Here is a 13,942-nt window from a genome sequence, read left to right on the forward strand (position 1 = left end):
ACAGCTAAACGGAAATCACTGAAAGTCAGAATGCGGAAGCGACACCACGGTCCGGCTCGAAAATCGATGAGACGTTGACGGCTGACCGGGGCCGCCCGCAGGGACGCGGGCGGAGGGGACGGCCTGCCGGGACGCAGGCTCGACCCCGACCCGAAAGGCAGACGGCATAAGTCGAATGTATCGCGAAGCGACGATTTTCCTTGCCGGGAGCCTGGGTTGCAAGGGAGGCGGCGGTGAGCCTCCCTTGCACGTTCACAGGTAGTGTGGTTTCAGAGAAGCAGTGAACATAAAGTGAACGTCACCCTTCTCCAGAGTGACAGGTTCTCCCTAATTTCTTAACTGACCAGCATTACACCTGTGTGCCGGTTTTTTCGTCTGAAGGGTGCCTTTAATCAGAATGGCTTCCGGTAGAGTAGGGCAGAAATAAACTTTCGCCTTCTTCTCACTTCCCGAAAAGTAGCTCGGTATATTTCGTTGAAATGGCGCCGCTACGCTTTCCGTCTGCGCCGTAGTACCGGTCTTCCCGGCATAAGCGCTCTTTGATATCGCAGAAAATACCGTTGGCAAAGGTAAACTCGGTCGTATCAAATTCTCCCTGTGAAAACAGTCTCTTTGCGGCTTTTTCACCGAGGTATTTTTCGGTCTTATCGCGGGAAACGCCTTTCGCGCTGTCAGCGCAAATATACTGATCGCACAGCACGCCCGCTTCTGGAGAATGGGGAGCGGAAGGTTGCTTCGCGCTGGCTGATGTCACCACGCCAGCCAACAGCAATGGCAGAGAGTATGAAAGAATGTTCTTATTCAATGGAGTATCTCAGTAAGTGTTGTTGGGAGCGTTCAGTCTAATCTGAACAATACCGCGCTGCCAACCGCTTATCCGGAGACATCCCCACGGCTGTCGTGGGAGTAGGGCGTAGCGGTTCCCTTATTTTGGTGTTCAAATCCGGGTTGCTACGACAGAGGCATCGTCAAACAACACCCCCGTGAATTGCTCGCGGGGGTGTTGATGGGGTTAAGGCGTGACGATGTTGAACCAGAATTCAAATTTATCCATGTAGCCGAGCATAGCGTCGAGTTTGGCGCCATCTCCGGTCACCTTCACGTCGCCACTCTCCTGCGCCTGTTTCAGCGTGACTTCTTTCAGGATAATTTTGTTCAGCGTGTCGCGATTCAGTGAAATGGTCGCGTCAGCCTCTTTCGCTTCGGCATTGGCGGTATGGTTCAGCACGCCATTCTCCAGCTCAAGCTTGTACTTGCCGCCGTCGCTGCCGAGGTCGATGTTGAATACCGATTTCGCATCACCGGCTTTCTGACCGTTGATATGCACCGCCAGATAATCAAAGAACATTTCCGGGGTCATCGCACGTACGGTATCCGGGCTGGCGGTGTTCGGGGTCGGGCCTTTCACCACGCCATTACGCAACTCCTGCGCGCCGGTCAGGTAGAAGTTACGCCACGGGCCGGATTCAGCCTGATAGCCCAGTTGCTCCAGCGCATCCGCTTCCAGGTTACGCGCATCCTGGTTATTCGGATCGGCGAACACCACTTTACTCACTACCTGCGCGACCCAACGGTAATTACCCTGGTCAAAGTCGGTTTTCGCTTTTTGCAGGATGGCGTCCGCACCGCCCATGTATTCGACGAATTTCTTCGCCGCTTCTTCTGGCGGCAGTTCGTCCAGGGTGGCCGGATTGCCGTCAAACCAGCCGAGATAGAGCACGTAGGTGGCTTTCACATCGTGGCTGACCGAACCGTAGTAACCCCGGTTCGCCCACGTATGCGCCAGTGAATCAGGCAGTTTAAAGTTGGCGGCAATCTCATCACGGGTCAGGCCTTCGTTGGCCATGCGTAAGGTCTGGTCGTTGATATAACGATAGAGGTCACGCTGGCTCTTCAGCAGTTTGACGACATTCTCGTTACCCCACGTCGGCCAGTGGTGCTGCGCCATCAGAATTTCCGCTTTGTCGCCCCAGCGAACAATCGCTTCGTTAATGTATTTCGACCACGGCAGCGGCTCGCGAATTTTCGCGCCGCGCAGCGAGTAGGTGTTGTGCAGGGTATGGGTCACGTCTTCTGCGGATTCAATGAGTTTTTTCTCTTCGATAAACCACAGCATTTCTGAAGGCGCTTCAGAGCCTGGCGCCAGCATAAAGTCATAGGTCAGGCCGTCAATGACCTCTTTCTGGCCGTCTTTCTCAATGATATTGGTCGGCGCAATCAGCGTCACTGTACCGGCAGAGGTGGTGGTTCCCAGCCCCGCGCCGACCTGGCCTTTGGCATCCGGTTTCAGCAGGTTGCCGTACATATAGCTGGCACGGCGGCTCATCACATTACCGGCCATAATGTTTTCTGCGACGGCGGCTTCCATAAAGCCAGCTGGCGCATACACTTTCACTTTACCGGATTTCACATCGGCTTCATCCACCACGCCGCGCACGCCGCCATAGTGGTCAACGTGACTGTGCGTGTAGATAACGGCGACCACCGGTTTGTTACCGCGGTTTTTAAAGTAGAGATCCATACCGACTTTGGCGGTTTCCGCAGAAACCAGCGGGTCGACGACGGTAACGCCCTCTTTCCCTTCGATAATGGTCATATTCGACAGGTCAAGGTTGCGGATTTGGTAGACGCCGTCAGTGACTTCAAACAGGCCGCTGATATTAATCAACTGAGACTGACGCCAGAGGCTTGGGTTTACCGTATCGGGCGCTTTTTCCCCTTCTTTAATAAAGGCATACTGCTGTGGGTTCCAGACCACGTTCCCTTGTTCGCCATGAATAATGTCGGAAGGAAGGGCGGCAATAAAACCTTTGTGGGCGTCGGTAAAGTCAGTGTTGTCGGAGAAAGGGAGCTGATTATAGAGTTGTTCGTTGGCTTGCTTAGTGGCGGCAGTGGCATCCTTTGAGGCGGTATCGGCATAGGCTGGAACAATGAGTGTTGTTAACAAGCCTGCCAGGGCAAGCCCTCTGGCGATGGGTTTTAGTCTCATTATGATTCTCACATTTTTTAGGTTTAGTGATGAATATCAGTACGATCCCTAAAGTTACATTCTGTAACCCTCGCAATTAAATATAACCCGTTGTTAACATTCAGCCAGTTAATCCATACAAATATTTAATTTGATAAGTTTCACTTAACATTTTGATTAATCTATCAGGATTAAGGCATCAGAGACGGGAAATCGACAAAGGGCAGAATAAAATCGGGTAACGCTGAAATGTGATTCGTATGTGGGTGGATAAAAAAGCACCAGGCTGGTCTATGCTCAAAAGGGTAATGACGAGCTCTATTTTTTGACGCTATGAATAATAACGATAATTACACATTTGGGGTGGTGGTGATGAACAGGATGATGCTCACTATTTTGGCGTGTTTTATGGTCATTCTGGCGCTCCCTTCCCTGGCGGCGGAACCCCGACAGCAGCCCACAGAACAAGAGCGTGCGCGCACGGTTTATATTTTTCATCAACCCATTGTTATGTTGCAGGCGAAGTTTGGCCTGACCACGCCAGAAGAACGCGTTCTGCGGATCCACAATACATTGCGTAATTTTACCCAGGCGGACGTGCGTGAGCCGTTGAAAATTGTACCTGTCACTCGCTATCGCCAGCAGGGGCGGCTGATCGTGATGAACGGCAAGCCGGTCATGTTGTTGGCACAAGGGGATCTGGATGAGGGGGACGACCTAACGCTCGACCAGGCCGCACAGCGCGTACTGGCGCGGATGGAGATCCAGCGCACCTCTCTGCGCGACCAGTATGACAGCGGTTGGCTTGCCCTCGCCGCCGTGAAAACCGCCGCAGGCTTACTGGCGCTCACTTTGTTCTGGTATGGCGCTTACCGCTCCTGGCGGTGGGTACGTCGACATTATCGACGTAAAATTTTCGAAAACCGTAGCTGGATCCCGCAAAACTGGCGGCGTTTCGTCGGTGCAATTGAAACCCGGTTGTATGCGTTATTGATGATGTTGCTCGGTATCCTGGCGTTCTACGTCTGGCTAAGTTGGGTATTCAGTCTGTTCCCGTGGACCCGGGTATGGGGAGAATCGCTGGGCGACTGGTCCGTGCGCGTTGTCAGGGAAATCGCGCTGTCGATTGTCTCCGCATTGCCTGGATTAATGATTGTCCTGCTCATCTTTGCCATCACCGCGCTTATTTTAAAATTGCTCAAAGTGATCCTTAATCAAGTGGAAGCCGGGCGATTGACGTTGCCTGGCATTCACCCTGAAACGGTCGGTGCGACCCGCAAGCTGATATCCGTTGTGGTGTGGTTGTTTGCGCTTTCGGCGGCGTATCCTTTTCTTCCCGGCGCGAATTCACTGGCGTTTAAAGGTATTAGCGTCTTTTTCGGTTTAATGCTTACGCTCGGCTCTGCGGGGGTGATGAATCATGCGATGAGCGGACTGGTACTCATCTATTCACGCGCGCTGCGCAAAGGTGATGTGATCCGTATTGCCGATAATGAAGGGCTGGTGAGTGAAATTGGTATGCTGGCCACCAAGATAATCACCCGGGAAAACTACGTCGTAACGGTTCCCAATGCGGTGGTGGTCAGTGGCAAAATTACCAATCTCAGCGCGCAAAATCCTGATGGCGGCGTCAACTTAACCGTGGGCGTCACTATCGGTTACGACACCCCCTGGCGTCAGGTACATGCCATGCTTGAACTGGCCGCCAACCGTGCTAACGGCATCGACCATACGCAGCCGCCGTTGGTGCGCCAGCTCAGTTTGATGGACTGGTATATCTCTTATGAGCTACAGGTTCGTCTGCAACCCGATGAGTCGCTGGCAGCCGCCCGCAATGCCTTGCATAGCAATATTCAGGACGTTTTCAACGAATTTAATGTGCAAATCATGTCGCCAAACTTTGTGATGCAACCGAAAGGGGCGGTAATGGTAGCGAAGGAAGATTGGTATGCCTCACCCGCAATGCCGCCCGAAAAATCAGAAGCATAAAGGGGCTAGCGACGATAAATTTCTACCCGATTACGTCCGTTGCTTTTCGCGAGATAGAGCGCCTGGTCTGCCTTCTCAATCAGTTGTTTGTAGTCCGGGTGATAATCGTACTCGGCGATACCAATGCTGGTGGTGACGGAGAAGGATTCCAGCGGTGAAGCAGAAATACGCAGGCCGGCAATTTTTGTCCGTAGCGTTTCCAGAATGATACTCGCCTGTGATACATCGGATTCGACAAGCAGCACCATAAACTCTTCGCCGCCATAGCGAAAAACGTAATCGCTGCTGCGGATATGCTCGTAAATCACTGCGGCGACATTTTTCAGCGTGATGTCTCCGGCATTATGTCCGTAGCGATCGTTGATCTGTTTGAAATAATCAATGTCGAGCATGGCCAGCACGAACGGTTTACGCGAATGCAGCGCAAGGGAAATTTCGCGGCGCATAATGGTGGGAATAAAGCGGCGGTTCAGCAACTGCGTCAGCGAATCTTTGCCGTTTTCTTGTTTCACCAGCTCTTCAAACATAGAGGCGAGGAGGAAGTGGATTTGCGTGGATAACTGGCGAATATCCTGCAGCAAACTCATCCGTTCTTCTGCAGAAGGCTCCTGGCCGTTCAGTAACACCTGATTCAGGTTATTGTCTATCTGCTGTATCAATTGCTCCATCCCGGAAAGCAGTTTTCCGTTACCGAGAATGTGTTTTCCCTTATGTGATAACCACATACCAAAGTCAGATTTCGACAAAAAAATCAGCTCTTCGGCAGGCAAGCCCGTAGCAATATTGTAGATAAACTGATTCTCCCAGTCGGTCAGGGAGCGGATCTGGCGTTCCCGCTCGACGTTGACATCATCGTAAATCGTCAACAGGCGGTACTGTTCCTGGGTGTTCATGGAATTTTGGTAATTAGGAGAGTAAGAGACGGTCATCGCCTCTATCGCCGTGTCCATTGCCAGACTGCTAAAGCAGATTGCATCGCTGAGCACGCTCGTCGGGTAGACGGATTTCTCCTTCAGCAGGCGGTACAGCTCATCTTTTAATCGACGTGCGCCACGGGCGACCAGATCTATCGGCAGACCAATACGGGCATGAACGACGCCAATATCGCGCTGTTTCGCCAGCAGTTGGTGGAGATCTTCCTGCGCGCTTCCCAACACGCTGCGTAACCAGTGAAACATGCTGTGGCTGAGTCGGGTTGCCACCTGTTCAGTGTTGAGGAACAGCGCGCTCTCGGCGTGTGAAAGCATATAGTCATAAAAAACGGTAACCAGATGATGAATCTCCTCGTCGGTTAACGAGGTCAGTATCTCGTGAACCTTAGGAGAGGTTTGGTGAAGCAATGTCTGCCATTCTGTAAGGAGTAATTCGTCGTTACCGGGTTCTACCTGTTCCATCTTTCCGCCACGTGTCAATACCATTAAAGAGTGAGGCCGATATTACGAGGAATTTCAGTGCGATGGTCAAGCTAAAGAGTAAGACACGGGCGCGCTGAAGCACTCATTGTTTATCGTTTGCGCACTTCACTAAAAGTATAGAGGATACTGGCACGGGAAACGTACAGTTGCTGAACAGAAGCCCTTTGCGGCGAGAGCATCAAACTGACGCAGGCGTCCACGTCGTATCAGGGATTATTTAAAAATAAACGTAAAGCGTATTGCCGGATATTATTTTCTTAACAAGAGTATTCTGTTTAATATCAGTTTGTATTTTTTTAACGTTAAGAGATATAGTTTACAACTCCCCCTGGCGTAGACGGTCTGGTATTCGTATGCATATTCATCCACCTGTACAACCCGATCAAAGTATTGCGCGTTTAACCGCGGTACTGACACCGTTGGCAGAAAAAATGAAAGTGATCCCGCGTAAGCGGATTACGTGGGATTATCAAGGCCAGTCACAGCTCTATCTGTTCATCGAAGGCGAACTCTCAATATTGCGGGCCTCGGATGGGCTTCTGATCGCCACGCTGTATGACCCCCATCTTTTTGGCCTTGCTGAGATGATTCAGCCCGTTCGGGGGCATATTTTGCGCGCGGAGCAGGATTCAACCATCCTGCGGGTTGATGCGCAAAAGGCCGCTGACGTGTTTCGCCGGGAGGGATTATGGGAGGATGTTGCCGCGCTGCTCTCATATCACTCTGCGTATCTTTTTTATCGCGATGCGTTGATTGTGCAGCAGGGCACTTATTCCGTTATTCGTAGCCACTTGCAGGAGATGATTTTACTGCCGGAGGAGACCCGAATGAGAACCTCGATCCTCGAGTATATTCAGGAGAGAACCCACCTTTCTCGCAGTAGTGTATTGAACGTGCTTTCTGCATTAAAACAAGGGGGTTACATAGCCTTTAAACGCGGTGGTTATTTGACGGAGTTGACAGACTTACCTGAACGATTTTAATTTCTCTGCAGTAACGGAAATTTTATGATTCTCAGCGCGTTATCTCGTTCATAAATACTTTGTCCAAAAATAAATAAGTTTATGATTACCCCTGTGCGTGTTTTTATTTATATTTTCTGCGTCTTATACAAATGCACGCGATCATAGAGATTGCAACACGTTAATAATGGGATGTTTATGAAAAAGACGCTTGTCGCTTTAATTATGGTTAACGCGGTTACCGCATCAACCGCATTTGCCGCTGCGGACACCGGAACCTGGTATGCCGGGGGGAAATTTGGCTGGTCGCACTATTTTGACACCAGTAGCAGTAAAAATGGGGGAAATACCCAATCAACTGATTTCGATTTTAATCATGATAATGTCGGTGGTGGTGTATATACCGGTTATCAGATCACCCCGTGGCTGGCTGTTGAAGGGGGCTATGACTATTTGGGGAATATGGGCGTTGAAGGTCACCACGGTGCTTCTGGCGCTAAAATGAAAAGTCAGGGGCTACAGTTGTCATTAAAAGCCAGTTATGGTCTGAATGATAACTGGGATATTTATGGTCGGGCGGGGGCAATGGGTTACCGCGCGGAATCTGATATCAGTGGTAAAAATCGCTTTGAGACTGGCGTGCGTCCGTTAGTGGCGGTCGGGACGGAATATGCTTTCAATCAAAACCTGGCCGGTCGCTTAGAATATCAGTGGGTGAGCAATGTCGGGAACGAGAATCAGATTGGCGTCAGCAGCGATGTCAGTTCTCTGAACGTCGGTCTGACGTACCGTTTTGGACAATAATACGAGAGGCCGTCGTCATAAAACCCGATACCGAATGTGTCGGGTTTTAACCATCCCCGGGTTATGACACTGACTGGAGTGTCATCGAAATCTCCTGCAATCCTTGCTCATTTTTCTCCTTCAGGTAGTTGTCGTTCAGATAGCTAAATTGCTCCAGTTTTGTCAGTGCGGCGTAAACCCGTGCTGTCTCACTGTGGGTATCAAAAATATCTTTCCTGGTGCTCCGTTGCAGATACTTCTGTTTAAGGCTCGCCGTTAACGTGCTTATTTTTTGTTTATTTTGCTGGTGTAGCGGCAGCAACGTGGCTGTCTGAGCAGGCGTGGTGTCTGGTGTAACGACGGGAACGGTCAGGGCATTTAATTGTTGTACGGTGTCCGGCGAGTGAGTACTGCATGCGGTGAGCAGGCTCAGACTGAGTAAAATAGGAGAAATGCGGATTTTCATAAAAATATAACGCTCTGGTGAATAACTTGAGGGTAATTATCCCGTTCGTATTTCGTCTGGCGAGAAGATATTTGTTTAATTTTAAATTATGTCCGCAGAATATTTAAAATTAAACAAGTTGTGTTGTGATAAATAACGGAGTAAGTGATAACCTGATTTTCAGTTATCTACACTACGACATAAGCGTTGAACGTTGTCGAAAATATTTAATGTTATTGAGTTGTTTACTCTTTGGCGCGTTACGGCGCGTTTAGTAATCTCCACTTAAATATTTGCCTGGCAACAATACGCTGGCAAAGAGGCAATTATGAAACTGAATAAAATTGTTGGTTATATGGCGATGGCAGGGGTGTTATCGACGTCAGTTATCGCATCACCCGTAATGGCAAATGACGCGCCGAAGGAGGCCACGTCGTCCACGAAAGCCGCGAATGAAGCGCTTTATCGCCAACTGCCATTTTCCGATAACACTGACTTCGCGAATGCGCATAAAGGGTTTATCGCACCGTTGCCTCAGGATGTGATCAAAGGTGAGAAAGGCAATGTTGTCTGGAATCCGCAGCAATATGCCTTTATTAAAGAAGGGCAAAAAGCGCCTGATACCGTTAATCCAAGCCTCTGGCGTCAGTCTCAGTTGATTAATATCAGCGGCCTGTTCGAAGTGACCGACGGGGTATATCAGATCCGTAATCTGGATCTGTCAAATATGACCATCATCGAAGGGAAAGAGGGGATTACCGTGGTTGATCCGCTGGTTTCCGCAGAAACCGCAAAGGTCGGTATCGATCTCTATTACAAAAACCGTGGCAAGAGACCGGTGGTGGCGGTGATTTATACCCATAGCCACGTTGACCACTATGGCGGCGTGCGCGGCGTGGTGGATGAAGCCGATGTGAAGTCCGGTAAAGTGAAAGTGTATGCGCCTGCTGGCTTTATGAAAGAGGCGGTTTCAGAGAACATTATGGCCGGTAATGTGATGAGCCGTCGTGCCAGCTACATGTACGGCAATTTATTGAAATCAAATGAAAAAGGACAGGTCGGCGCGGGGCTGGGGACCACCACCTCTGCCGGTACGGTGACGCTGATTGAACCGACCAACATCATTGAGAAAGACGGCCAGAAAGAGGTCATTGATGGCCTGACCTATGACTTTATGATGGCGCCAGGCTCTGAAGCGCCTTCTGAAATGCTGTGGTATGTCGAAGAGAAGCAAATGATTGAAGCTGCCGAGGATGTGACCCATACCCTGCACAATACGTATTCACTTCGCGGCGCGAAAATCCGCGATCCGCTGGCCTGGTCGAAATACATTAATGCCGCCATTGAACGCTGGGGGGATAAAGCGCAGATCATTATGGCGCAACACCACTGGCCGACGTGGGGCAACGAGAATGTCGTTAAATTGATGAAAAGCCAGCGCGATATGTATCGTTACATCAACGACCAGACGCTGCGTATGGCCAATAAAGGGCTGACCCGCGATGAGATTGCCGCCAACTTTAAACTGCCGGACGGGCTGGCGAACTCCTGGGCGAGTCGCGGCTATTACGGCTCGGTCAGCCATGATGTGAAAGCCACCTATGTGCTCTATCTCGGCTGGTTTAACGGTAATCCGGCATCGCTGGATGAACTCCCTCCCGTTGAGGCGGCGAAGAAATATGTTGATTACATGGGGGGACCGGATCAGATCCTGAAGAAGGCCAAAGAGGATTACACGCAGGGGAATTATCGCTGGGTGGCGCAGGTGGTGAGCAATGTGGTGTTTGCCGACCCGCAGAATGCCACAGCGCGTAATCTGGAAGCGGATGCGCTGGAGCAACTGGGCTATCAGGCAGAATCCGGCCCGTGGCGTAACTTCTACCTGACCGGCGCGCAGGAGTTGCGTAATGGCGTGGTGAAAGGCCCGACCCCGAACACCGCCAGCCCGGATACCGTGCGCGCCATGAGCCCGGAAATGTTCTTTGATTATCTTGGCGTGCATCTCAACGGTGAAAAAGCGGCGAATGCAAAAGCGGTTTTCAATGTTGATTTGGGTAAGGACGGCGGTACCTACAAACTGGAGCTTGAGAACGGTGTGCTGAACCATACCGCCAATGAGCAGTCCAGTCATGCTGATGCGACAATTACCCTCAATCGCGCCACGCTGAATAAAATTATCCTGAAAGAGGAGACGCTGAAACAGGCGCAGGATAACGGTAGTGTGACGATTACCGGTAATGCGGCGAAGTTTGACGAAATGCTGAGTTTTATGGATACGTTCGACTTCTGGTTTAATATCGTGACTCCCTGACTGACGCGCCCAAAACGGCTTTGGCTGTTTTGGGCATCATCGTTTTTTGAAATCAGGACTATTCTATGAATGGGATAAATACGTTTCTCGTCGTTCTCTTTTCCCATCGTGCTTTTTCTGGTGAATAAAATAAACAATGATAATAATTTCAGCGGGTAATCAATGAAAAAAATAACTCTGGTGTGTACCGGTTTACTCTTTTCTTCACTTTCCCATGCCAGCGCGTTGTATTTTTACGAAATTGGGACTGAAGATACGGCGCTGGCAGGGGCAGGACAGGCGGCCAGGGCACAAGATGCCTCGACCATTGTCACCAATCCGGCGGGCATGACCCGTTTACCTGATCATATGTTTACCGGGGGATTGCAGGTAATGGATGGTGATATTCCTTATCACCTCGATGATTCCCGCAAAGAAAGTCCGGGTAATGTGATGAATATTTTTCCGGGAGCCAGTGCCTTTTATTCTCAAAAAATCAACGACAGGCTCTACGGCGGAATTGGGTTATACGGAAACTATGGGCTGGGAATTGATTTTGGCGATTGGGCGGGCGATCGTTTGATCAAAAAGAGCACTATGGTGGCAATGACGTTAAGCCCTTCCCTGGCCTATAAATTAAATGATCGGCTGTCGATTGGCGCGTCTGCTAATGTGAACTATGGCTATTTATCATTAACCCGTAATGTTAATGGTGATGATGAAAAAGAGAATGATCATGACTGGGCGATGAGTTATCGCCTCGGGTTATTGATGGCGCTGACGGACAGTACGCGGGCGGGCATCACCTGGACCAGCAAAACCGATTATGACTTTAATATTGACGGTAAAGCCCGCTTCCCAAATTTGCCCAATGTTGAATACGATCTGCCTATATCGGCGCAGGTCCGGGCGCCGCAGCAGATTATGTTGAGTCTGGTGCATGACATTAATAAGCAGTGGTCCGTGATGGGTGATCTTGGCTGGCAAGACTGGAGCCAGTTCGGTAGCCCGCAGGTGACGATTGCCGGGCAAGAGAGCAACCAGCAGAACCGCCTGAAAGACTCCTGGCATACGGCGTTAGGCGTCCAGTTCCGCCCAACCGAACAGTGGCGGTTGAATGCAGGCGTTGCATTCGACAGCACGGTCTATCAGTCGCAAAGCGATGTGGCGCTGTCATTACCTACCGGTGATGAATGGCGATTTGCCACTGGCGCGCAGTATCAAATTACCCCCGCGAGCAATGTAGGATTTGCCGTGTCGTATCTGCATATGCAATCGTCAAAAGTGAAATCACCAGAGGCGTTTTCCGGGAGTTATGACCATCCCTACCTCTGGTTTGCGAGCGTCAACTATAGCTATCAGTTCTGAGTGGGGAGAGGCGTAAGGCATCACCGGTGCGTTACGCCTTCGTAAATGAGTTTCAGGGCGAAAACGCCAATAATGGCGCCGATAACGCGACTGGCGACGCGATTGACCCGCGCATAACCGCGACGAACCGCCGGCAGGGAAAAAGCCTGACTGAGGAAAATTCGCCAGATAACAGAGGAGAGCACGATGCCTGCCCAGGCCATCAGCCTGGCCCATGTCGGTGTCTCTGCGCTCAGCGTTACGGAAAAAATACTGATAAAAAACAGTACGGTTTGTGGGTTCGAGAGATCGGTAATCAGCCCGCGGCGAAAAAACACATACCACGGAGCGGTAATCGGTTGCTGAAGTGTAGGCATCTGCGGTGTCGCCTGCTGGCGAATACTGTTCAATGCAAACCACAACAGGTAGGCTCCGCCGACGATTTTGATAATCGAAAATATCCCCTCGCATTGGGTAATCAAGGTTGCCATGCCGAACAGCCCGAGACCGGAGTAAAACGCATCTCCCAACGCCACGCCCAGACCGGTCAATACACCCGCCCGCCGACCTGATGCCAGGCTGGTTTGCACCACCACAAAAAGGTTAGCGCCGGGGTTAAAAAACGTTAAAACGAACAGGCTAACGGTGAGCACAACGGCGTGGAGGGGTTCCATAGACAACGCATCCATATTATTGATGATTTAATTTTATCTTATTGATTGCAAAAGTGTATGAATGAGAGAGAGATCACAAACAGGTGAGCTCAATTATGAGAAGGGAGCTGTGGCACTGCTCACAAAATGAAAAAAAGTCAACATCTCTATTCGGTTTCAATAATAATAAATACGATGTAAGAAATAGCGTTTGTTCAATGTGTCGATAAATAGATAATGGCGGCTAATTAATTTTTGTCTCGATTGTATTGTAAATTCAATGCTTCAGGTGTTGGTGGTCTTTGGAATTGTTCAGCAGCGCTTATTAATGGTTAGGGTTAAATAGATGTGTGCTTATTCTTTTTGTCTATTTAATGATAGCGTGAAATTCTATGGTTAATACAATTGTGAGTATTAATGACCTTGTCCTGGTAATAATTAAAGCACGAATATAAACTGGTTCGCCTCATCTTTAAAAGAATGAAAAAATAGACTGCAATGGTAGGGTTATTCTGAATAGAGATGTTGCCTGATGGCCATCTTTGAGGATGCACAAGACGACATTTGTTTCAACATACTGTGAACATTTCTGATTCGGGTATTTTATCAGGCGAACTGGCAGCGCGGTGCATCCAGACTGGTGTTGGGGCAGATGGCGTTGCTATTGTTTCCACGCAAAATCATTTTATTCTGCTTTCCGCTATGGATTTTTTTTGCAACATGAACTACTTATTAACCATCCTTAAAGGGTGTTGTAACATGTACTTATGATAGCGTAATAACAAAAATGGGAGTTTTATATGAAGACTGGATATAAAGTATTAGTTGGGGCGTTGGCTTTAGTGGTTTCAAATGCGTTTGCCGCAGAGTTAATGATGAAAGTTGATTTTGATAAAGTGGAATCACAGTACACCAAAATTGGCACTATTTCGACAAGCAATGAAATGTCTGCTTCTGATGCGAAGGCAGATCTGCTGAAGAAAGCAGATGAAAAAGGCGCCGATGTTGTCGTACTCACCTCTGGTCAGACCGATAATAAAATCCACGGCACCGCTAATATTTATAAAAAGAAATAACGCGCTTCTCTGGA

At 49.6% G+C, this 13,942-nt stretch carries 11 protein-coding genes; 6 read left to right on the forward strand and 5 right to left on the reverse strand.

What is annotated here, in order from left to right; all coding sequences use genetic code 11:
- Window positions 1-442 precede the first annotated feature (442 nt).
- Window positions 443-805, reverse strand: coding sequence for a YcgJ family protein (locus NNO04_RS16545; RefSeq protein WP_442870743.1), 363 nt, complete (start codon window positions 803-805; stop codon window positions 443-445).
- Window positions 806-1,012: 207 nt separating this feature from the next.
- The gene (locus NNO04_RS16550) at window positions 1,013-2,989 is read right to left on the reverse strand and encodes an alkyl/aryl-sulfatase (RefSeq protein WP_271445620.1); all 1,977 of its coding nucleotides are present in this window, start codon (window positions 2,987-2,989) and stop codon (window positions 1,013-1,015) included.
- 360 nt (window positions 2,990-3,349) lie between these two features.
- On the opposite strand from NNO04_RS16550, the gene NNO04_RS16555 reads away from it, so the two are divergent.
- On the forward strand, window positions 3,350-4,957 hold the full coding sequence (locus tag NNO04_RS16555) for a mechanosensitive ion channel family protein (RefSeq protein ID WP_271445621.1): 1,608 nt from the start codon (window positions 3,350-3,352) through the stop codon (window positions 4,955-4,957).
- Between the two features lie 5 nt (window positions 4,958-4,962).
- Here NNO04_RS16555 and NNO04_RS16560 read toward each other — a convergent pair whose 3' ends face one another.
- Window positions 4,963-6,351, reverse strand: coding sequence for a diguanylate cyclase (locus NNO04_RS16560; RefSeq protein WP_271445622.1), 1,389 nt, complete (start codon window positions 6,349-6,351; stop codon window positions 4,963-4,965).
- A 374-nt stretch (window positions 6,352-6,725) separates the two neighbouring features.
- On the opposite strand from NNO04_RS16560, the gene NNO04_RS16565 reads away from it, so the two are divergent.
- Together NNO04_RS16565 and NNO04_RS16570 are read left to right on the forward strand one after the other, a co-directional pair.
- Entirely contained in the window at window positions 6,726-7,355 is a 630-nt protein-coding gene (locus tag NNO04_RS16565; RefSeq protein ID WP_271445623.1) for a winged helix-turn-helix transcriptional regulator, read from the forward strand.
- Between the two features lie 177 nt (window positions 7,356-7,532).
- The gene (locus NNO04_RS16570; RefSeq protein WP_271445624.1) at window positions 7,533-8,138 is read left to right on the forward strand and encodes an outer membrane beta-barrel protein; all 606 of its coding nucleotides are present in this window, start codon (window positions 7,533-7,535) and stop codon (window positions 8,136-8,138) included.
- Between the two features lie 61 nt (window positions 8,139-8,199).
- On the opposite strand, the gene NNO04_RS16575 is transcribed toward NNO04_RS16570, so the two are convergent.
- A complete protein-coding gene (locus NNO04_RS16575; RefSeq protein WP_271445625.1) occupies window positions 8,200-8,583 on the reverse strand; it encodes a hypothetical protein in 384 nt (127 codons plus the stop codon).
- 307 nt (window positions 8,584-8,890) lie between these two features.
- Here NNO04_RS16575 and NNO04_RS16580 point away from each other — a divergent pair, with 307 nt between their 5' ends.
- A complete protein-coding gene (locus tag NNO04_RS16580) occupies window positions 8,891-10,873 on the forward strand; it encodes an alkyl/aryl-sulfatase (RefSeq protein WP_271445626.1) in 1,983 nt (660 codons plus the stop codon).
- 162 nt (window positions 10,874-11,035) lie between these two features.
- Entirely contained in the window at window positions 11,036-12,220 is a 1,185-nt protein-coding gene (locus tag NNO04_RS16585; protein WP_271445627.1) for an OmpP1/FadL family transporter, read from the forward strand.
- Window positions 12,221-12,240: 20 nt separating this feature from the next.
- On the opposite strand, the gene NNO04_RS16590 is transcribed toward NNO04_RS16585, so the two are convergent.
- Complete coding sequence (locus NNO04_RS16590) at window positions 12,241-12,873, reverse strand: LysE family transporter (RefSeq protein WP_271445628.1); 633 nt, start codon at window positions 12,871-12,873, stop codon at window positions 12,241-12,243.
- Window positions 12,874-13,652: 779 nt separating this feature from the next.
- Between NNO04_RS16590 and yahO the strand changes: the two genes are divergently transcribed.
- Window positions 13,653-13,928, forward strand: coding sequence for a DUF1471 family periplasmic protein YahO (gene yahO / locus NNO04_RS16595; protein ID WP_271445629.1), 276 nt, complete (start codon window positions 13,653-13,655; stop codon window positions 13,926-13,928).
- The last annotated feature ends 14 nt before the right edge of the window (window positions 13,929-13,942 follow it).

The sequence above is a fragment of the Citrobacter sp. Awk 4 genome (genome assembly GCF_028069725.1).
Lineage (GTDB): Bacteria > Pseudomonadota > Gammaproteobacteria > Enterobacterales > Enterobacteriaceae > Citrobacter_D.